The 19,672-nt window shown below is 70.8% G+C and carries 20 protein-coding genes; 13 read left to right on the forward strand and 7 right to left on the reverse strand.

The genetic code is table 11. From position 1 onward, the window contains the following. Positions 1–16: 16 nt before the first annotated feature. Positions 17–883, forward strand: a complete 867-nt coding sequence (locus OG205_RS17175) for a DUF4231 domain-containing protein (RefSeq protein ID WP_330277256.1) — start codon at positions 17–19, stop codon at positions 881–883. Positions 884–899: 16 nt separating this feature from the next. Here the strand turns inward: OG205_RS17175 and OG205_RS17180 are convergent, their stop codons facing one another. Further along, the gene (locus OG205_RS17180) at positions 900–1,286 is read right to left on the reverse strand and encodes a hypothetical protein (protein ID WP_319973078.1); all 387 of its coding nucleotides are present in this window, start codon (positions 1,284–1,286) and stop codon (positions 900–902) included. Between the two features lie 30 nt (positions 1,287–1,316). On the opposite strand from OG205_RS17180, the gene OG205_RS17185 reads away from it, so the two are divergent. Genes OG205_RS17185 through OG205_RS17235 form a run of 11 tightly spaced genes read left to right on the forward strand, consistent with a single transcriptional unit; the run spans position 1,317 to position 11,452 of the window. Next, on the forward strand, positions 1,317–1,862 hold the full coding sequence (locus OG205_RS17185) for a helix-turn-helix domain-containing protein (RefSeq protein ID WP_330277257.1): 546 nt from the start codon (positions 1,317–1,319) through the stop codon (positions 1,860–1,862). Positions 1,863–1,889: 27 nt separating this feature from the next. Then, positions 1,890–2,969, forward strand: a complete 1,080-nt coding sequence (locus OG205_RS17190; RefSeq protein WP_330277258.1) for an NAD(P)/FAD-dependent oxidoreductase — start codon at positions 1,890–1,892, stop codon at positions 2,967–2,969. After that, entirely contained in the window at positions 2,966–3,148 is a 183-nt protein-coding gene (locus OG205_RS17195; protein WP_319973081.1) for a 2Fe-2S iron-sulfur cluster-binding protein, read from the forward strand. Before OG205_RS17190 ends, OG205_RS17195 begins: the two co-directional genes overlap by 4 nt. After that, on the forward strand, positions 3,145–4,338 hold the full coding sequence (locus OG205_RS17200) for an FAD/NAD(P)-binding oxidoreductase (RefSeq protein ID WP_330277259.1): 1,194 nt from the start codon (positions 3,145–3,147) through the stop codon (positions 4,336–4,338). The genes OG205_RS17195 and OG205_RS17200 overlap by 4 nt, the downstream gene beginning before the upstream one ends. After that, the gene (locus OG205_RS17205) at positions 4,335–5,228 is read left to right on the forward strand and encodes a dihydrodipicolinate synthase family protein (RefSeq protein ID WP_330277260.1); all 894 of its coding nucleotides are present in this window, start codon (positions 4,335–4,337) and stop codon (positions 5,226–5,228) included. Before OG205_RS17200 ends, OG205_RS17205 begins: the two co-directional genes overlap by 4 nt. Further along, complete coding sequence (locus OG205_RS17210; RefSeq protein ID WP_330277261.1) at positions 5,225–6,217, forward strand: proline racemase family protein; 993 nt, start codon at positions 5,225–5,227, stop codon at positions 6,215–6,217. Before OG205_RS17205 ends, OG205_RS17210 begins: the two co-directional genes overlap by 4 nt. 17 nt (positions 6,218–6,234) lie before the next feature. Beyond that, positions 6,235–7,101, forward strand: a complete 867-nt coding sequence (locus OG205_RS17215; RefSeq protein WP_330277262.1) for a hypothetical protein — start codon at positions 6,235–6,237, stop codon at positions 7,099–7,101. After that, the gene (locus OG205_RS17220; RefSeq protein ID WP_330277263.1) at positions 7,102–7,776 is read left to right on the forward strand and encodes a hypothetical protein; all 675 of its coding nucleotides are present in this window, start codon (positions 7,102–7,104) and stop codon (positions 7,774–7,776) included. Positions 7,777–7,797: 21 nt separating this feature from the next. Next, on the forward strand, positions 7,798–10,242 hold the full coding sequence (locus OG205_RS17225; RefSeq protein WP_330277264.1) for an ABC transporter permease: 2,445 nt from the start codon (positions 7,798–7,800) through the stop codon (positions 10,240–10,242). 35 nt (positions 10,243–10,277) lie between these two features. Then, the gene (locus OG205_RS17230) at positions 10,278–10,838 is read left to right on the forward strand and encodes an ATP-binding cassette domain-containing protein (protein ID WP_330277265.1); all 561 of its coding nucleotides are present in this window, start codon (positions 10,278–10,280) and stop codon (positions 10,836–10,838) included. Then, positions 10,835–11,452: an ATP-binding cassette domain-containing protein gene (locus tag OG205_RS17235; RefSeq protein ID WP_330277266.1), complete on the forward strand. Its 618-nt coding sequence runs from the start codon at positions 10,835–10,837 to the stop codon at positions 11,450–11,452. Before OG205_RS17230 ends, OG205_RS17235 begins: the two co-directional genes overlap by 4 nt. Here the strand turns inward: OG205_RS17235 and OG205_RS17240 are convergent. Beyond that, a complete protein-coding gene (locus OG205_RS17240; RefSeq protein ID WP_319973090.1) occupies positions 11,425–11,871 on the reverse strand; it encodes an Lrp/AsnC family transcriptional regulator in 447 nt (148 codons plus the stop codon). The genes OG205_RS17235 and OG205_RS17240 overlap by 28 nt on opposite strands. After that, a complete protein-coding gene (locus tag OG205_RS17245; protein ID WP_330277267.1) occupies positions 11,868–12,989 on the reverse strand; it encodes a M24 family metallopeptidase in 1,122 nt (373 codons plus the stop codon). The genes OG205_RS17240 and OG205_RS17245 overlap by 4 nt, the downstream gene beginning before the upstream one ends. Before the next feature lie 28 nt (positions 12,990–13,017). Here OG205_RS17245 and OG205_RS17250 point away from each other — a divergent pair, with 28 nt between their 5' ends. Continuing rightward, the gene (locus tag OG205_RS17250) at positions 13,018–13,962 is read left to right on the forward strand and encodes a 5'-3' exonuclease (RefSeq protein WP_330277268.1); all 945 of its coding nucleotides are present in this window, start codon (positions 13,018–13,020) and stop codon (positions 13,960–13,962) included. On the opposite strand, the gene OG205_RS17255 is transcribed toward OG205_RS17250, so the two are convergent. From OG205_RS17255 to OG205_RS17270, 4 genes are all read right to left on the reverse strand, one after another. After that, positions 13,959–15,128: a GNAT family N-acetyltransferase gene (locus tag OG205_RS17255; RefSeq protein WP_330277269.1), complete on the reverse strand. Its 1,170-nt coding sequence runs from the start codon at positions 15,126–15,128 to the stop codon at positions 13,959–13,961. The two genes, OG205_RS17250 and OG205_RS17255, sit on opposite strands and share 4 nt — an antisense overlap. A 37-nt stretch (positions 15,129–15,165) precedes the next feature. Next, entirely contained in the window at positions 15,166–16,017 is an 852-nt protein-coding gene (locus OG205_RS17260) for a hypothetical protein (RefSeq protein WP_330277270.1), read from the reverse strand. Between the two features lie 55 nt (positions 16,018–16,072). Continuing rightward, positions 16,073–16,801 carry a DUF4333 domain-containing protein gene (locus OG205_RS17265; RefSeq protein WP_330277271.1) on the reverse strand — a complete coding sequence of 243 codons (729 nt, stop codon included), beginning with the start codon at positions 16,799–16,801 and terminating at the stop codon, positions 16,073–16,075. 96 nt (positions 16,802–16,897) lie between these two features. Further along, entirely contained in the window at positions 16,898–19,645 is a 2,748-nt protein-coding gene (locus OG205_RS17270; protein ID WP_330277272.1) for a DEAD/DEAH box helicase, read from the reverse strand. Positions 19,646–19,672 lie beyond the last annotated feature (27 nt).

Below are 19,672 nucleotides of genomic sequence, written 5' to 3' on the forward strand. Positions count from 1 at the left end.
CGGGGACGGGACCTGGATGAACGACGAGCACCTGCCCGGCTTCTACCACGACGCGGAGGCGGCCTCCCGGCTCGGACAGCGCCTCACCCTGCTGTTCAGCCGGGTGAGGCTGATCGGCGCGGTGGTCGCGGCGGTCGGCGGTGCGTTCAAGTGGCAGATCGGCGGCGGCGTCGACGTCTGGGCCTGGGTGGCGCTGGGCGGGTTCCTCATCGCGCTGTTCGGCGAGCTCCTGCTGTGGGTGATGCATCCGGAGCTGAAGTGGAACGCCGGCCGGACGGTCGCCGAACGCGTGAAGTCGCTGGCCTGGCGCTACGCCGTGGCGGGCGACCCGTTCCACGGCATCACCCAGAACCCGCGCAAGGAACTGGAGCTCGCCATCGCCGACGCGGTGCGGGAACACCGCAGGGAGGTCATGCTCACCAGCGCGAACGACACCGGCGAGCAGGTCATGACCGAGCTGCGCGCCGCGCCGTTCGCCGAGCGCAGGACCGCCTACCGCGAGGCCCGCGTCCAGCCGCAGGTGCAGTGGTACCGCGACCGGGCAGCGATGAACGAGACCCGCGCGAACGTGTTCCGCGTCCTGATGATCGTCGGCGAGCTCGTCGCGATCGTGTTCGCCATCCTGCGCATCAACGGCGTCTGGGACGTCGACCTGTCCGGCGTGATGGCCGCGGCCGTCGCGGGCGGCGCGGCCTGGATCGGCCTGCGGCAGTACGAGAACCTCAGGGTCACCTACGCGGCCGCGGCCGGCGAGCTCGCGGACATCGACCACCGGCTCCCCTTCGTGCGGGAGAGCGACTGGGCCGCCGTGGTCGCCGAGACCGAGGCCGTGATCGGCAAGGAGCACGCCGCCTGGCTCGCGTCGCGGCCCAGCGCGACCTGAGCCAGGCGGAACGCCGTCAGCTCAGCGCTTCGACGACCTTGGTGACCATCGCCCGTTCCGCCGCGGCCACCTCGCCGTCGGCGCCCGCCACCGAGCGGCACATCTCCGACACGGCGGCGCGGAAGATCGCGACGTCGCGCGGTTCGTGGGCGTTGATGATCGCCACGGAGTCCCGCAGCGCCGCCAGGACACCGGACTCCACATCGGACGCCGAGCCCTTCGGCAGCGAGGGTGGCGCGGCGGCGATGATGGCGCGCAGGTCGTCCGTGAGCAGGGTGATGGCCCTGACGCCGGCCTGGCTCTCCTCGTCGACCGAGCCGGGGTCCGCAGTGGACACCAGCACCATGGCACCGAAAACGGCCGTGCGGAGGGTCTGCCCCTCCGCCTCCGTGTACGCAGTCATGGGCGCAAGCCTATGCAACGATCAGTGGCTATGAGTGCGGGTCAGGTGCTTGGCGCCAACATCAGGGCGTTCCGGGAGCAGCGCGGGCTGTCGCTGTCGGAGCTCGCGCGGCGGTCGTCCATCGCCAAGGGCACGCTGTCCCAGCTGGAGAGCGGCGCGGGCAACCCGACGATCGAGACAGTGTTCAGTTTGTCGAACGCTCTGGACGTGCCGGTGTCGGAGTTGGTGACCGCGCGGACGCCGCCGGAGGTCGTGCTGGTGCGTGCCCGCGACGTCGAGGTGCTCAGCAGCAACGCCGTCGACCTGCGGCTGATGCGGCGGATGGACATCGGGGACACCGTGCTGGAGATCTACGACCAGCGCGTCCGGCCCGGCGCCACGCAGACCAGCGAAGGACACCCCGGCAAGGAGCACGTGCTGGTCACGAGCGGTCAGCTGCGCGTGGGACCGGCGGACGAACCGTACGAACTGGGACCCGGCGACTACGTCTGCTTCCCCGGCTCGATGCCGCATTCGTACGAGACCGTCGACGGTGAGGTCAGCTCGGTACTAGTGCTGGAGTACCCGAAGCACTAACGTTCATTCTATTGAACGGAGGTGGCGATGCAGCCGGACGTCGTGGTCATGGGCGCGGGCATCATCGGGGCGGCGTGCGCGCAGGCCCTGCGAGCGCGCGGGCTCCGCGTTGTCGTCGTCGACCGTCACGGACCGGCGTCGGGCACCAGCGCGGCCGGTGAGGGCAACGTCCTGGTCAGCGACAAGGAGCCCGGCCCCGAACTCGACCTGGCCCGGGCGAGTCGCGAGCTCTGGCCGGAGCTGGCGGAGGACGCCGAATGGGAGGAAAAGGGCGGACTGGTCGTCGCCACGACTCCCGAGGCCGTCGTGCCGCTGCGGGCCTTCGCCGCGAAGCAACGGGCCGCGGGCATCGACGCCTGCGAGATCGCCACCGCCGACGCGCTGACCCACGAGCCCCACCTCAACCCGGAGATCACCGCCGCCGTCCACTACCTCCAGGACGCGCAGCTCAACCCCGTCAAGGCCACCCGGACCCTGCTGCGCGGCATCGAGGTCAGGCGCACCGAGGTGTCCACAACGGACGGCCGCAGCGTCACCACCCCGGACGGCGTGATCAGCTGCGGCGCGGTCGTGAACGCCACCGGCCCGTGGGCGCGGAACTTCGGCGTCAACGTGCTGCCCCGGCGCGGCGTGGTGCTCGTGACCACCCCGATCCCCGGCACGATCCGGCACAAGGTCTACGACGCGGACTACGTCGGCGCGGTCGCGAGCGGCGACGCGGACCTGCAGACGTCCGGCGTGGTCGAGTCGACCCAGGCCGGCACGGTGCTGATCGGGTCGAGCCGCCAGCGCAAGGGCTTCGACGACACGATCGAGAGCAGGGTGCTGAAAGCGCTGGCGCTGAAGGCGATCGCGCTCTTCCCGATGCTGACGAACGTCCCGGTCATGCGCGCGTACGGCGGCTTCCGCCCGTACGCCCCGGACCATCTGCCGATCATCGGCGAGGACCCCCGCACGCCCGGCCTGTGGCACGCCACCGGTCACGAGGGCGCGGGCGTCGGTCTTGCCCCGGCGACCGGGCGCCTGCTCGCGCAACTGCTCACCGGCGAGTCCCCGCTGGTCGATCCCCACCCGTTCCGCGTGGACCGGCCGGAGGTGATGCTGTGAAGGTGACGTTCAACGGCCTGGAGCACGAGGTCGCGCACGTCGCGGAGTTGTTGCCCGGCAGGTTCTTCTGCGGCATCGGCGTGTGCTTCGGCTGCGTCGCGGAGATCAACGGCGTGCCCGAGGTCCGCGCGTGCCGCCACCCGCTGCGCGACGGCGACGTGATCAGGACGACGTCATGAGGGTCGTGGTCGTGGGAGCGGGACCGGCCGGGATGGCCGCCGCCAGAACCGCCGCCGACGCGGGCGCCGAGGTCGTGATGGTCGACTCGGAACCGGAGGCCGGCGGCCAGTACCTGCGCGGCAGGGCCAAGTTCGGCCACGCCGGGGTCACCCACCTCAAGAACACCGAGGCCTGGCTGGTGGAGGGGAACACGCTCCACCTGCGTGGACCGGCGCAACTGCGGTTCGACGCGCTGATCATCGCCACCGGTGCCTACGACCGGCCGCTCCCCTTCCCCGGCTGGGACGGCCCCGGCGTCATCACCGCGGGCGCCGCCCAGGCCCTCGCGAAGCAGGGCGTCACGCTGGCCGAACGCGTGATCGTCGCGGGCACCGGCCCGTTCCTGCTGCCGGTGGCCACCGCGCTGCAGGACCTCGGCGCCACGCTCGTCGGCGTCTACGAGGCGTCCTCCCCCGCCAGATGGCTCCGCGAGGCCAAGGCGATCACCGCGAACCGGCACAAGATCGGCGAGCTCGCCGGCTACCGGAAAGTGCTGCCACGCCTGGAGACCCGCACCGCCGTGATCGCCAAGCACGGTGACCGCGTGACCGTCGCGAAGCTCGACAGCCAGTGGCGGCCGGTCAGCCACCGCACCGTGCAGGCCGACCTCGTCTGCATCGGCTACGGCTTCCTGCCCCGCACCGATCTCCTGCCGGACGCGAGCCGCACCGACGACTTCTACGACGTCGACGACCAGCAGCGGACGTCGGTCGAGCACGTCTACGCGGCCGGCGAGGTCACCGGCATCGGCGGCGCCGACCTCGCCGAAGCCGAGGGCGTCATCGCCGGAGCCGCCGCGGCCGGGCAGGAGCCGCCGCCGAAGGCCGTGGAAGCCGTGCGCAAGGGCAGGTTGTTCGCCCAGGCCCTCGCCAGGGCGCACGCCGTGCAACCGGGCTGGCAGACGTGGCTGGACCCGGACACCACCGTGTGCCGCTGCGAGAAGGTCAGCCTCGAAGACCTGACCGACGCGACCAGCATGCGCGAGCTCAAGCTCACCAGCCGCGTCGCGATGGGCCGTTGCCAGGGCCGCATCTGCGCCCGCAACGCCGCCGAACTGACCGGCGTCCCGTTCGACGGCCAACGCCGCGTGATCGCGGTCCCGATCCCCCTCGGCGAACTCGCCGCACTCCCGGAGGAGAAGAAGTCATGACCGAACGCCTCGACGGCGTCATCGTCGCCACCGCGCTCCCCTATGCCGAGGACCCGAGCGCCCCGGCCGGACTGCGCCCCGACCTCGACAAGTTCGCCGAGCACTGCCGGTGGGTCGTCGAGAACGGCTGCCGCGGCGTCGGCCCGAACGGGTCGCTGGGCGAGTACTCGTCGCTGACCGACGCGGAACGCCGCGAGGTCGCCCAGACCGCCATCGCCGCGGTCAAGGGCCGGGGAATCGCGGTCATCGGCGTGCACGGCGTGGGCGCGCACCAGGCCCGTCACTGGGCCGAACTGGCGGCCGAGGACGGCGCGGACGGCGTGCTGTGCCTGCCGCCGACGATGTACCGGGCCAACCGCGGCGAGGTCGTGCACCACTTCCGCGAGGTCGCGAAGGCCGGACTGCCGATCATGGTCTACAACAACCCGATCGACACCAAGGTCGACCTGACGCCGGACCTGATCGCCGAGATCGGCCAGATCGAGCACGTCGTGGCGGTCAAGGAGTTCTCCGGCGACGTCCGGCGCGTGCTGGAGATCCGCGCGGCCGCCCCGCACCTCACCGTCGTGGCGGGCGCCGACGACGTCGTGCTGGAGAGCCTGCTGATGGGCGCGACGGGCTGGTTCGCGGGCTACCCCAACGTGTTCCCGGCCGAGAGCAAGCAGCTGTTCGACCTGGCGCTGGAGGGCAAGCTCGACGAGGCGCGCGCGTTGTACGAGAAGCTCGTGCCGGCGTTCCGCTGGGACTCGCGCCCCGAGTTCGTGCAGGCCATCAAGCTGTCCATGGACTTCGTCGGGCGCTACGGCGGCCCGTGCCGCCCGCCGCGCGGCCCGTTGTCCCAGGCCCAGATCGACCAGGTGAACGCCGACATGAAGCTGGCGACCTCATGAGGTTCGCCAAGTACTTCAGCGCCGTCGACTCGCACACCGAGGGCATGCCGACACGCGTCATCACGGGCGGTGTCGGGGTGATCCCCGGCGAGACCATGGCCGAGAAGCGCCTGAACTTCATCAAGAACCACGACCACATCCGCAAGCTGCTGGTCAACGAGCCGCGCGGGCACGCGGCCATGAGCGGCGCGATCCTGCAGCCGCCGACCCGTCAGGACGCGGACTGGGGCGTGCTGTTCATCGAGGTCTCCGGCCTGCTGCCGATGTGCGGGCACGGCACGATCGGCGTCGCGACGGTGCTGGTCGAGACCGGCATGGTCGAGTTGACAGAACCTGTCACGACCGTGCGCCTGGACACCCCGGCCGGGCTGGTGCTCGCCGACTACGACACCCGCACGAAGCTCGTGACGATCCGCAACGTCCCGGCGTACGCGCACGAGCTGGACGCCGTCGTCACCGTGCCCGGACTCGGCGAAGTGCGCTACGACATGGCGTACGGCGGCAACTTCTACGCGATCGTGCCCCTCGCGGACCTCGGCATCCCGTTCGATCGTGTGGAGAAAGAACGAATTCTGGCCGCCGGTCTGTCCATCATGGACGAGATCAACTCGGTGAACCGGCCGGTGCATCCCGTCGACGCGGCGATCGGCGGCTGCAAGCACGTCCAGTTCACCGCACCCGGCCAGGACGGCGCCGACTCGCGCAACGCGATGGCGATCCACCCCGGCTGGTTCGACCGATCACCCTGCGGCACAGGCACTTGCGCCCGAATGGCCCAGTTGCACGCCCGCGGCGGGCTCGGCATCGGCGAGGACTTCGTGAACGAGTCGTTCATCGGGACGAGGTTCATCGGCCGGCTGCTCGAAGAGGTCCCGCTCGGCGATCGCACGGCCGTCGTGCCCACAGTGGCCGGACGCGCGTGGATCACCGGCATGGGTCAGTATCTTCTGGACGAGACCGATCCGTTTCCAGAGGGATTCACGTTGTAGTCACTAGAGTCATGCGCGTGACAACGACGCCCAGTCTGGAAGCGCTGCTGCGCATCGGACCGTTCCACTCGGCGCTGCGAGCGGCCATCCGCCGGCGTGGCCTGACGCTGGAACGGCTCCGGCTCCGCCTCGCGCAACAGGACGTGGCGGTGGCGTTGTCGACGCTGAGCGACTGGCAGCAGGGCCGGGTGCGGCCGATCTCCCCGAAGTCGCTCAGGGCCGTCTCGGTGCTGGAAGAGCTGCTGGAGGTGCCGCCCCGCGCGCTGCGGACCCTGCTGGAGCACACCGGCCCGAGCGGCTGGCCGGACGTCGTGCCAGGCATGATGCCCGGCTTCAACGCCAACGACCTGGAGATCCTCTCCCGGCACGACAGGGTGTTCGTGGACGCCGCCCGGCACGCGTCCCGTGTCGACGTGCAGATGGTCGTCCGGGCCCGCCGCGACGGCGTCGACCGCTTCTACGCGCACTACTTCTGCGACGACTCGGCGGAGACGGCGGAACTGCGCCAGGAACCCGTGCGCAACTGCCGTCTCGGCCGGTCCACCCGCGACGAGACCGAGCACGTGGTCGTCGACGAGCTGCTGTTCGACAAGCCGTTGCTGGAAGGCGAGACCTGGGTCTTCGAGTTCGTCGCGCACGACCCGACACGGCTGGACAGCATCGAGTACGCGCACGGCGTGCGGTGCTTCCTCGCGCAGAGCCTGATCGAGGTGCACTTCGACCCGGCCGCGCCGCCCGTCGACCCGCACGTCTACCTCCAGGACTGGGAGGAGCCCGAACCGCACCGGACGATCGACCTGGAACTCGACCACACGAACTCCGTGCACCACTTCGAGACTGATGTGTCGGTGAACTGGGTAGGTATCCGCTGGAGGTGGGCGTAGATGATCACTACCGACTTCGTGCCCGGAGCGCCTGCCTGGATCGATCTGGGCACGTCCGACGAAGCCGTCGCCGCGGAGTTCTACGGGCGCGTGCTCGGCTGGGGGTACCAGCCGCTCGACACCCCGGGCACCGGTGTGTTCACCCACGCCGGCCGGACGGTGGCCGGTCAGGTGCCCTCGCAGTCCGGTTCGTGGACCGTCCACTTCGCCGCGTCCGGCGCGGAACCGGCGGCCGACGTCCGGCTGACCGATCCGCACGGCGGCGAGTTCGGCGTGTGGCAGGCAGGAGAACGCCCTGGGATCGGCGCGGTGTCGATCCCGGGATCGCTGACGTGGCTCGAACTCCACTCCCCCGCGCCCAGCGCGTCGGCCACCTTCTACCGGTCGCTGTTCTCGTGGGAGATCGAGCTGATTCCCGGTGCGCCGGGCCAGTTCCTGCGGCCGGCGGGCGCGGGCGAAGGCCGGCTGTTCGGCGCCATCGTCGCGGACACGCAGGCCTTCTGGCTGCCGTACTTCGAGGTGGCCGATGTGGATCAGACGGCGGCCTCGGCCCCGGTGCTCCTCGCACCCCACGACCTGGACGGGGTCGGCCGGATCGCGGTGCTCGTCGACCCGTTCGGAGCCCGGTTCGGGGTCATGCGTTCCGTTACCGTCGAAAGCCTCCCAAATATCTGAGTCGCCGGTTAGCGTGCGCAGGTGCAGTTGCCGTGGAGAGCCGCGCCCAGGGCGGCGCTGTCGAGTCCGCTCACATTGCTGGTGAGCATCGCGACGACGTTGCTGCTGGGCTTCGTGGTGGCCGCGGCCGCACTGCACTCCTCCGCGGCGGGCAGTGCCGCTCTCGCCTACCAGCAGGGCCGGATGTGCCCGCACTCCGTGCACCCGTCGCTGGACGGGGACGCGATGCCGCTGGCAGCGGCCGTCGAGATGGCGGCGCGCAGCGACCTGGGTGCCGCCTACACGCACATCGGCCGGCCTGACTTCAACGGACTCGCGACCTACGGCCGCTTCGGCTACCGGCCGGACGCGTTGTCGCACCTGACCGTGGTGCAGGGCGGTGGCACCGGGTTGTGGGTGCCGCAGACGATCGCCACGGCCGCCCGCGTGAAGATCGGCGATCGGCTGACCGGGTCCTCGCTGGTGGTGACCGCGATCTACGCCGACCTCACGCAGCCCGTGTCCGGGTGGTGGTGTTCCGAGGCGAAGACCGTGGTCCCGAACCCGTTGGGCGGCGACGGTGCCAGCACCTCGGTGATCTGGGTGGCACAGGCCTCCGACCTCGCGGCGCTACCGCCGGAGTTCGCGGACTACGCGTCGGTGTCGCTGCGCTTCCCGGTCGAGCCACCGGCGACGCTCGCCGAGGCGGAGACGATGCGGGACTCCGGGAACGCGCTCCTGACCTCGCTCGGCCTGCGACTGACGCGCACGGACCTGCTGTCCGGCGCTGTCACGGCGGCAAGGACCGCGGAGCGCAACGTCTCGTCCGCGCTGCTGCCGCTGGTGATCATCAGCGTGCTGGTCGGGCTGGCGGGCGTGGGCACCGTGACCGTGCAGTGGGCGCAACGCCGGCATTCCGAGCTGCGGCTGCTGTGGGTGCGTGGGGCGAGCCCGTTGTCCCTGGGCTTCCGCGGCGTGCTGGAGCTGGGGTTGCCGCTGGTCCTGGGCGGTCTGCTCGGGCTGGTGGCCGCGCGGCTGCTGTTGCCGTTGTACGCGCCAGGGGTCGTGCTGGCTTCCGGAACGCTCTGGGTGGCGCTGGGGTTCGTGCTGGCCGTGGTGGTGCTGAGCCTGGCGGTGACCGTGCTGGTGGCGGCCTGGCGGGTGCACCGGACGTTCCAGGCGCAGGCCCGGAGGCGGCGCCTCGCGCTGGTGCCGTGGGAACTGGTCGTCGCAGGACTGGCCGTGCTGGCGTGGATTCGCCTGTCCCACAACGGGTTGGGCACGGCGTTGAAGTCGGGCTCGCTGCCGCGCATCGACGTGGCCGCACTGGCGTTCCCGCTGCTCGTGGTGCTGGCGGCCGCTTTGCTCGCGACCAGGCTGCTGCGGTGGTCGCTGGGCTGGTCGCACCACGTGCAGTGGTGGCGGGTTCCGGCCGCTCAACTCGCGGTGCGCCGCCTGGCCGCAGCCGCCGGTCCCGTGACCGGCGTGCTGCTCGTCGGTGTGCTGGCGGTCGGCACCATCGCCGTCGGCAGCGCGGTGGCGGGCGCGCAGCAGTCGGCGCTGGACTCGAAGTCGGGCGTGTTCGTCGGCGCCAACAGCACGGTCCAGGTGTCGCAGGACGTCGCGCTCGGCCGGGTCGCGCTGCCGTCCTCGTTGCGGGGCAACACAACGCTCGTCGGCGTGAGCACGGGTGCGCTGGTGGTGGACCCGCTGACGTTCACCGACGCCGCGGTGCTGGACGACGCCGCCTCGGTGCGTTCGCTGCTCTCGGGTCTGCGGCGGGAAGGCGAGATCGCGCCCGCCGTGCGCATCGGCCGTTCGGCGAACCAGGAGATCCAGGTCCCCGGCCTGCCGTTGCTCAAGCCCGTGGCGTCGCTGCCGTCGTTCCCGAAGCTCGGCACGCGCGGCTACGTGGTGGCCCGTGACTCGGTGCCCGCCGCCGAACAGGTCGGCTCGTGGCACCTGTGGTCGTCGCTTCCCTTGTCCACCTTGACTTCCGCACTGCAGGCCGAAGGCATCCACTACACGAACGTCGCTGACCGCGCCCGCGTGCTCGACGGGTTGCCGTTCCTGACCGTCGAGTGGACCTTCGGGTTCGTGGCGGCGATCGGTGTGGTCCTGGCCGTGGTCGCCGCCGTGGCGCTGCTGCTGGCCGTCGAGGTCCGCCGCCGCCAGAACGCCGTCTCCGGCGCGCTGTCGACCCGCATGGGCATGCGCCCGTCCGTGCTGTGGTCGAGTCATCTCCTGGAAGTGGGCGCACTGGCGTCGCTGGCACTGGGGATAGGCTCGGCGGCCTCGTTCCTGAGCGCGGGAGCGGCCGTACCGCGGCTGGATCCCGCGCCGTGGCTGAACCCGGCCCCGATGCTGCCGGACCTGCTGCCGTTGCTGGTGTCGATGGTGACGTGCGGCGCGCTGGTGGTCGTCGTGGCGGCCTGGCTCGCGTTGCGCGGTGTGAGAACCGCACGGATGGGAGAACTGCTCAGGTGATTCGCGCTTGTGGCGTAGGAGTGTCCTACGGTTCCGTGCGCGCCGTCGCGGACATGTCGTTGTCGATCGCGCCCGGCCTCACCGTCCTGTCCGGCCCTTCCGGGTCCGGCAAGTCGACCCTGCTGCGCGTGCTCTCGCTGATCGAACGCCCGTCACTGGGCGAGGTGTTCGTGCACGACGTGGCGACCTCGTCCCTGTCGTGGACGGAGCTTCGGGCGTTGCGGCGCAAGGAGATCGCCGTGGTCTTCCAGAACCCGGCCGACAACCTGATCTCGCACCTGACCGTCGGCGAGAACCTCCGCGCGGCCGGTGCCGAGGATCATTCGTTGCTCGATCAGCTCGGGCTGGGCGGGTCCGCGACCTGGCGGATCGGCGCGCTGTCCGGTGGGCAGCAACAACGTCTGGCGTTCGGGTGCGCGCTGGCGCGTGGCGCGTCCGTCGTGATCGCCGACGAACCGACCTCGCAGCTCGACGTGCGGTCCGCCGATCTCGTGCTGGAGACCCTGGAGTCCTTGCCGGTGCCCGCCGTGGTGGCGTCGCACGACCCGCGGCTCGTGTCGCTGGCGGACCTGTGCATCCCGCTGGCCGCGTCATGATCCGCGCGGACGGGGTGCACCGGGCCTTTGGCGGTGTGTCCGTGCTGCGCGGGGTGGACCTGGCCGTCGCGGCCGGTGAGCTGGTCACCCTGAGCGGGCCGTCCGGGTCCGGGAAGACCGCTTTGCTGTCCCTGTTGTGCGGGTTCGACTTCCCGGACAGCGGCTCGGTGTCGCCAGGGCCGGCCTCGTGGTCGGCCTGTGCCGTTCTGCCGCAGTCGCTCGGGCTGGCCTCCGAGCTCACGCTGGAGGAGAACGTCGCGCTGCCGTTGCGGCTGGCGGGACGAGCGGTCTCCGGCGTCTCCGAGCTGCTGGCGGAGCTGGGGATCTCCGGGCTGGGCGCCCGGTATCCGGGGCAGGTGTCGTTCGGGCAGCAGCAACGGGCGGCGCTGGCCCGCGCTGTCGTGGCGCGGCCGTCGGCGTTGCTCGCGGACGAACCGACCGCGCACCTGGACGCGGTGAGCGCCGTGGCGGCCGTGGGGCTGCTGCGGCGGGTCGCCGACGAAGGCGCCGCGGTGCTGATCGCCACGCACCACGACGCCGTGCACGCCGTCGCCGACCGTGTGCTGCTGCTGGCCGACGGGCAGGTTCAGACGGCCGGCGGCCTGTCCTCGTAAGGCGTGGACAGCACGACCGTCGTCCGCGTCGAGACGTTCGCCGACTCCCGGATCTTCTGGAGGAGCTCCTCCAGCGCGACCGGCGAGCCGACGCGGACGCGGAGGACGTACGAGGCGTCGCCCGCCACCGAGTAGCAGGCCTCGATCTCCGTGAGGTGCTCGAGGCGCTTCGGGTAGTCGTCCGGCTCGGCCGGGTTGATCGGGAACAGCGAGATGAACGCGGACATCGGCAGGCCGATCTCGGCGCCGTCCAGCCGGGCCGCGTAGCCCTTCACGATGCCGCGCTGTTCGAGGCGCTTCACGCGTTGGTGCACGGCCGACACGGACAGGCCCACGCGCTCGGCGAGGTCGGTGAAGCTGCACCGGCCGTCCGAGGCGAGTTCCTTCAGTATCGCTCTGTCGATCTGCTCGAGGGTCAAAGCACCACCAGGTCGTGAGGTCGGTTGTTGAAGGACTCGACGCCGTCCGGGGTGGCGACCACGATGTCCTCGATGCGCGCGCCCCAGCGGCCGGGCAGGTAGATGCCGGGCTCCACGCTGAAGGCCATGCCCGCTTCGAGCGGCAGGGAGTTGCCGCTGACGATGTAGGGCTCCTCGTGCACGTCCAGGCCGATGCCGTGGCCGGTGCGGTGCACGAAGTACTCGCCGAAGCCCGCGTCGGTGATGACCTTGCGGGCGACGGCGTCGATCTCCTCACAGGTCACGCCGGGCTTCACGGCTTCCACCGCTGCCCGCTGCGCCGCCTGGAGCACCGCGTAGGTGTCCCGGACGTCGTCGTAAGTGGGCTCGCCCATCACGTAGGTGCGGGTCGAGTCGGAGTTGTAGCCCTCGGCGACCGGACCGCCGATGTCGATGACGACGACCTCGCCCGCCTGCACCACGCGGTCGGAGTCGCGGTGGTGCGGGGACGCGCCGTTGGGCCCGGAGCCGACGATCACGAAGTCGGCGACCGTGTGGCCTTCCTCGACGATCGCGGCGGCGATGTCCTTGGCGACCTCACGCTCGGTGCGGCCCACACGCAGGAACTCGCCCATGCGCGCGTGCACGCGGTCGATCGCTTGTCCGGCCTTGCGCAGGGCGTCGATCTCGGCGGTGTCCTTGCGCATGCGCAGCTCGCGGATGATCGGCCCGGCCAGCGACTGCTCGCCGCCGATCGCGTGGCCGAGCTTGATGGTGTGCAGCGCGGGCATCATGTCCGCCACAGCCGTCCTGCTGCCCTTGAGCGCGGCCTTGACCAGCGCGTACGGGTCCTCACCATCGACCCACGTGACGACCTCGACACCGAGTTCGTCCGTCGGGATGGCCGCGTACCCCGGCTGCTCCAGCTTCGGCACGACCAGCGTCGGCGTGCCGCCCACGGGCAGCGCGAGGCAGGTGAGCCGCTCGAACGAGTCGCCACCGGCACCGATCAGGTACCGCAGGTCCGAGCCGGGCGAGATGAGGAGGGCGTCGACGCCCGCCTGCTCGGCGGCGGCGGTCGCGCGGTCAAGTCGCGCACGCAGCGCGGACACGTCGATGGGCCCGGTGATCGTTGCCATGACCGAAAGCCTAGTAGCTTGTCCATTCGTGAGCTCTCCCCTGGTGCTGCTCGACTCCGCGAGCCTCTACTTCCGGTCGTACTACGCGCTGCCGGACTCGATGACGGCGCCCGACGGCACGCCGGTGAACGCCGTGCGCGGGTTCGTCGACACGATCGCCCGCGTCATCACCGAACGCGGCGCGGCCCGGCTGGTCGCCTGCCTCGACGCCGACTGGCGGCCCGAGTTCCGGGTCAAGGCGCTGCCGTCCTACAAGGCGCACCGCGTCGCCGAGAACGCGACGGACGGGTCCGAGGAGGTCCCGGACACGCTGACGCCGCAGATCCCGATCATCCTCGACGTGCTCGACGCCGCCGGCATCTGCACCGGCGAGGCGGCCGGGTACGAGGCCGACGACGTGATCGGCGCGCTCGCCCACCACGAGAAGAAGTCACGCGTCGAGGTGGTGACGGGCGACCGCGACATGTTCCAGGTCGTGCGCTTCGACCCCACGCCCGTGCACGTCGTCTACGTCGGCCGCGGCTGGAGCAAGGCCGAGGTCCTCGGCCCGGAGGAACTGGCCACCAAGTACTCGCTGCCCGTCGAGAACGCGGGTTCCGCGTACGCCGACATGTCCGTGCTGCGCGGCGACCCGTCCGACGGCCTGCCGGGCGTCGCGGGCATCGGCGAGAAGACCGCGGCGAAGCTCATCACCGAGTTCGGCTCGCTCGACGCCGTCCTCAAGGCCGTGACCGACCCGATGGACCGCAAGCTCACCACCAAGGCCCGCAACGCGCTCATCGCCGCCGAGGACTACCTGGCGGTGGCGCCCGTGGTCGTCCGCACCGCGCTGGACGCCCCGGTCGTGCTGGACCGCTCCGACGAGGTGCCGCGCGTGCCCGCCGACCCCGAGCGGCTGCGTGAGCTCACGCAGCGCTGGGGCCTCGGCAGTTCGGTGCCGCGCCTGGTGAACGCGATGGAGCGGCGCTCCTAGAAGAACGTCGAGCAGAGCGGCGCGACGGGGACGGCGAACAACGCGTCGGCCTCGTCGAACCGCGAGCCCTCGATCCGCTTGGCGGCCGCGAGGTCCGAGAACTTCGTGTCGCCGAGGTAGACGGCTCCGAGCAGTTCGACGGAGATCGTGATGTCGGCGGGCCCCTCGACGCGTTCGGCACCGTCCGGCGACACGCGGTAGCAGCCGTCGTTGGCGGGCAGCAGCTTGTCGCGCACCTCGATCACAACGGGCTCGGCGACGCCGTAGGTGCGGGCGGCGAGCATGCGCGGCACGTCCACCAGCCGCAGCCAGATCTGGTCGTAGACGTCCTTCGTGTACACGACGCGCGGGTCTTCGAAGAGCCAGTTCAGCGGGTTGTCGAGCGCCGCGTCGACGTGGATCTCGTCGACCAGGTCCAGCCGCGTCAGGTAGATCCAGAGGTCGCGCCACGCGTCGGCGTTGGCCCACGCGAAGTCCTCGATCTCCATGGTGTGCTTGAAGTCCTTGTCCTCGGACACCTTGTAGGACACGAAGCCGTCGTCGCCGTCAGGTCCACTGTGGACGACGGTGACCAGGTTCTCGGCCGCGCCCTTGCGCTCCTGGTGGATCGCCCACCAGCCGGGCCAGCGGGAGATCTGCCCTGGCCGGTCGAGGCCGATCTCGGTGTGCAACTCCGGCAGGAGCTTGTCCGAGGTGTCGGGGTCCACCATCCGCACGCGCCCGACCGGCGAACCCGGGATCACCGCCTTGCGCGCGTCGATCCTCAGGTACCGCACCCGCCCGGCGAGCCCGTAACCGAAGCGGCCGTAGATGCGGCCCTCCGACGCACGCAACGTCGCGACAGGTTCCGACAGCGTGGAGAGTTGCTCGCGCATCAGGGCACTCAGCACGCCACGGCGCGTGTAGTCCGCACGGACCCCCACGCGCGACACGGCAGCGTGCGGTACGACAGCACCACCGGGCACCACCATCGAGCAGCCGAAGGTCTGCGTCGAGCCGACCATCTCGTCGCCCTCGAACGCGGCGTGCGTCCGGCCGGGCTCGTAGGTCTGCCGGATGACCTCCCACTTGTCGTCCTCGGCCGGACTCCAGTGCATCGCACGGCGGAAGAGCCCGTGGTGGGCGCGATACTGCGCTTCGTCGGTGAGAACGCGGATCTCGGTCACGCCCGCGATCCTGACTCAGCACGACCGCGAACGCACCTCAGTTTCCGAGCGTCCAGTACGCCCGGCCCCACTGCTCGCGGCGCCGGAGGATCACCTCGACGAGGTGGTCCGCCTCGGACGCGGCGATCGGGATCTTGATGCCGCGATGGTCAGCCATGGCGAACTCCCGCAACGTGGTCGCCGGATGCCAGTCACGGCCGATCCCGAAGGAGTCTGCGAGATGGGAGTCGTGGCCGGCGTTCGTCCGCACCACGTGCAACGCGTCGTCCAGGTGGAGCGCCTGCCGGCCCTGGTTGAAGATCGCGAAGCAGTACGGGCCGGGCCAGTTGTGCGACCACGCACCGCGCACCCGTTCGATCACGTGGGCGACCCGCCACAACGCGGTGCGCTCGTCCACCTCTTCCAGATCCCGCGCCGGGAGCCGGTCCGAGGGGGTCCAGTGCAGGTCATCGGTGAACTGTTGCCCGGTGCCGTCGGGCGCGACCCTCAGCACGATCTGCTCGCGGGCGCCCTGCTTCGACACGTGCCAGCGGAACGGGGCGGGAGCGCGCTCCACGAGCACGGCCTCACCGTCGCCCAGGTCGATCTCCGGCTTGGTGCGCCGTTGTCCCCACACGCCGTCAACGTCGTAGTGGACGCGGATGCTCGGGTCAGAATCGCCGTACCGGGCCCGGCGCATCGCGACGATCATGTCGATCATGAACATCTCGGCCCAGTCCGAGTCGACCTCCCACGCGTCGCGCCCTGGCGGCGTCTGGGGCCGCACGGACAACGGCTCCCAGCGCAGCTCGCGGGTGAACGCCTGCTCGGTCCCATCGTCCTCGACCCGCACCACCGCGGTCGGACACAGAGGCTCCCGCTCCTCGGCCGGAAACACGAAGTAGCGCAAAAGAAAGCCTTCCCCCAGGAACTCCCGGGGGAAGGCTAACGCGAAAGGCGGAGGATCAGCCGGTGGGCTGGCCGACCTCGTACTCGCCGTCCTCGGTCTTGACGACGATCTTGACCTTCTTGTCCTTGCCGCCGACCTGCACCTTGCACTCGAACGAGGTGTTGGGCTTGACCTCGTTCTCACCGGAACAGGTCGCGGCGCCGACGTCGGAGATCTTGTACTCGTCCTTCAGGATCTGGACGATGCCGCTCTGCACCGCGGTGTTGTCGAAGATCTTCTTCTTGAAGAACGCCGGCGACACGAAGCCGGTGAACAGCACGCCACCGACGAGCAGGACGACGACCACAGCGGCGACCCAGATGGCCGCGCTGGACTTCTTCTTCGGCGGCACCGGCGGGCCGTAGCCCGGCTGCTGGCCGTACGGGTTGGGCTGCTGTTGCTGGCCCGGCATGCCGTACTGCTGCGTCTGCTGGCCGTACGGGTCCTGGGCCGGAGTGCCGTAGGGGTTCGACTGCGGCTGCTGGCCGGGCACGCCGTACTGCTGCGTCTGCTGCTGCGACGGGTCGAAACCCGGGTACGGCTGCTGCTGGCCCGGCTGGGGCTGACCCTGCTGGGGCTGCGGCGGGCCGTAGGGGTTCTGCTGTCCCGGGTTCTGGGCCGGGAAGCCGCCGGACGGCGTGCCGGGAGGGAAACCGCCTCCATAGGGCTGCTGCGGCGGCTGCGGCTGCTGGCCCCACGGCTGCTGCGGATCGTTCCCTCCGGACGGTCCGTACGGGCTGCTCATCTGTCGACCTCCACGTGTACGACGTTGCGGCGAAATCCAATCACACCGTTGACGTCAGTCTTTACTCCGACTCGCAAAACCTTCGTCAGGCCCATGTCACATCATCGCCACAACTCCGCGCCTCAGCGCGTCGACGGCCTTGGCCGCGGCCGCTCCGACCGGGTCCTGTCGGCCGACCACCTCACGGATCTGGTCCAAAAGGTCGATCACCTGCCGGCACCAGCGCACGAAGTCGCCGGCGCCGAGTTCGTTGCCACCGGCCTCGGCGGCGCTCAGCACCTTCTCCAGCGACTCGCCGCGCGCCCAGCGGTACACCGGCCAGGCGAAGCCGGGGTCCGGCTGGCGGGTGATGCGTTCGAGCTTGTGGCGGCGCTCGTCGTCCTCGATCTCCGCCCACAGCCGCACGGTCTTGAGCATCGCGTCGGCGACCGGGCCCTGCGGCAGCCGCGCCTCGACCGGGCCGTCCCTGCGCGCCTCGTAGACCAGCGACGACACGACGGCGGCGAGCTCTTCCGGCTTGAGGCCCTTCCACACGCCGTTGCGGATGCACTCTGCGGCGAGCAGGTCCGACTCGCTGTAGAGCCTGGTCAGACGCTTGCCGTCGGCGGTGATCTCCTCGGCCTCGCTGAGGTAGCCGCGCTCGCGCAGCAACGCGCGGATGCGGTCGAACTGACGCGCCAGCGAGTGCGTCGTCGCCGCGACCTTGCGCTCCAGCTGCTCGGTCTCGGCCAGCAGCCGGTGGTACCGCTCGCCCCACCGGGCGTGGTCCTCGCGCTGGTCGCAGCCGTGGCACGGGTGCGCGCGCAGGGCGCGGCGCAGCGTCGCGAGCTCGGGGTCGTCGTCCGCGGTGGTCTGCCTGCGGCCCCGCGACGGCACGGTGATGCCCGTGTTGCGGATCGTGGACGCGAGGTCGCGCCGCGACTTGGGCGAGCGCACGTCGACCTGCTTGGGCAGCCGGATGTGGCCCAGCACCTCGACCGGCGACGGGAAGTCCGCCGACGTCAGGCGGCCGGACCAGCGGTCCTCGGTGACGACCAGCGGCTTCGCCTCGCCCATCGGTTCGAGGCCGGGGTCGACGACCACGGCGAGACCGCTGCGGCGCCCGGACGGCACGGCGATCACGTCGCCCTTGCGCAGCCGTTCGAGCGACTTGGCCGTGTCGATGCGGCGCGAGTTCGTGTTCTGCTTCGCGAGCTGCTTCTCCCGGTCGCCGATGCGGCGGCGCAGCCCCGCGTACTCGGTGAAGTCGCCGAGGTGGCACGTCATCGCCTCGGTGTAGCCGGCGAGCGCCTCCTTGTTGCGGTCGATGCGGCGGGCGAGCCCGACCACCGACCTGTCCGCCTGGAACTGCGCGAGCGACTGCTCCAGGATCGCGCGCGCGGCCGAGGCGCCGAGCTGGGCCACGAGGTTGACGGCCATGTTGTAGCCGGGCCGGAACGACGACCGCAGCGGGTACGTGCGCGTGGACGCGAGCCCGCCGACCGCCTTGGGGTCGACCCCCGGCTGCCAGACGACGACCGCGTGCCCCTCGACGTCGATGCCACGACGCCCCGCACGACCCGTGAGCTGCGTGTACTCGCCCGGTGTGAGGTCGACGTGCGCCTCGCCGTTGTACTTCACGAGCTTTTCGAGCACGACCGTCCGCGCGGGCATGTTGATGCCCAGCGCGAGCGTCTCGGTCGCGAACACGACCTTGACCAGCCCGCGGACGAACAGCTCCTCGACCGTCTCCTTGAACGCGGGCAGCAACCCGGCGTGGTGAGACGCGATGCCCCGTTCCAGGGCCTCACGCCACTCCCAGTACCCGAGCACGGCCAGGTCGGCCTCCGGCAGGTCGCGCGTCTTCTCGTCGACGATCCGGCGAACCTGCTCGGTCTCCTCCGGCGTGTTGAGCCGCAGTCCCGCACGGGCCGTCTGCGCGACCGCCGCGTCACAACCCGCACGGCTGAACACGAACACGATCGCGGGCAACAGGGAGGCCGCGTCGAGCCGCTGGATCATGTCGGTGCGCGAGGTCGGCTTGAACCCGCTGTTGCGCGCCGGGCGGCCTGGGCCGCCGCCACCGCCGCGGTTGCGCCCGCGGCTGAACGGCACGTGGTAGCGCGTGAGCTCCTCGGTCTTGCGCAGCACCTGGGTGTTGATCCGCGCGTGCGTCTGGTCGCCCTCGAACAGGTCGAGCATCTGGTTGCCCACCAGCATGTGCTGCCACAGCGGCACCGGCCGGTGCTCGTCGACGACGACCGCCGTGTCCCCGCGCACCTCGACCAGCCACTCGCCGAACTCCTCGGCGTTGCTGACCGTCGCGGACAGGCCGACCACCTGCACGTGCTCCGGCAGGTGCAGGATGACCTCTTCCCACACGGGGCCGCGGAACCTGTCCGCGAGGTAGTGCACCTCGTCCATCACGACGTACGCGAGTCCGTCCAGAGTGGACGAACCCGAGTAGAGCATGTTCCGCAGCACCTCGGTGGTCATGACGACCACGGGCGCACCGCCGTTGATGCTCGTGTCACCGGTGAGCAGGCCGATCTTGTCCGCCCCGTACCGCGCGGTGAGGTCGGCGAACTTCTGGTTGCTCAGGGCCTTGATCGGCGTGGTGTAGAAGCACTTGCGGCCGCCGGTCAGGGCCAGGTGCACGGCGAACTCGCCCACCACCGTCTTGCCGGCACCGGTGGGGGCGCAGACGAGCACTCCGTGACCGTCCTCCAGGGCCTCGCAGGCCTGGCGCTGGAACGGGTCCAGCTCGAACGAGATGACGGAGCGGAAGTCGGTCAGCTTGGGCCGTTCGGCACGACGCCGGGAGTCGGCGTAGGCCTCGGCCGGGGACCGCGAAGCACTTGACACTCCATCAGGCTTTCACATCACACCGAC

The organism is Lentzea sp. NBC_00516, from assembly GCF_036346835.1.
GTDB classification, from domain to species: Bacteria; Actinomycetota; Actinomycetes; order Mycobacteriales; family Pseudonocardiaceae; genus Lentzea; species Lentzea sokolovensis.

Coding starts and splice junctions, on each gene's coding strand:
- OG205_RS17265 (WP_330277271.1), bottom strand. CDS start 16,801: ATGAGCAGCCCGTACGGACCGTCCGGAGGGAACGATCCGCAGCAGCCG.
- OG205_RS17210 (WP_330277261.1), top strand. CDS start 5,225: ATGAGGTTCGCCAAGTACTTCAGCGCCGTCGACTCGCACACCGAGGGC.
- OG205_RS17220 (WP_330277263.1), top strand. CDS start 7,102: ATGATCACTACCGACTTCGTGCCCGGAGCGCCTGCCTGGATCGATCTG.
- OG205_RS17190 (WP_330277258.1), top strand. CDS start 1,890: ATGCAGCCGGACGTCGTGGTCATGGGCGCGGGCATCATCGGGGCGGCG.
- OG205_RS17180 (WP_319973078.1), bottom strand. CDS start 1,286: ATGACTGCGTACACGGAGGCGGAGGGGCAGACCCTCCGCACGGCCGTT.
- OG205_RS17175 (WP_330277256.1), top strand. CDS start 17: ATGAACGACGAGCACCTGCCCGGCTTCTACCACGACGCGGAGGCGGCC.
- OG205_RS17200 (WP_330277259.1), top strand. CDS start 3,145: ATGAGGGTCGTGGTCGTGGGAGCGGGACCGGCCGGGATGGCCGCCGCC.
- OG205_RS17185 (WP_330277257.1), top strand. CDS start 1,317: ATGAGTGCGGGTCAGGTGCTTGGCGCCAACATCAGGGCGTTCCGGGAG.
- OG205_RS17245 (WP_330277267.1), bottom strand. CDS start 12,989: ATGGCAACGATCACCGGGCCCATCGACGTGTCCGCGCTGCGTGCGCGA.
- OG205_RS17235 (WP_330277266.1), top strand. CDS start 10,835: ATGATCCGCGCGGACGGGGTGCACCGGGCCTTTGGCGGTGTGTCCGTG.
- OG205_RS17205 (WP_330277260.1), top strand. CDS start 4,335: ATGACCGAACGCCTCGACGGCGTCATCGTCGCCACCGCGCTCCCCTAT.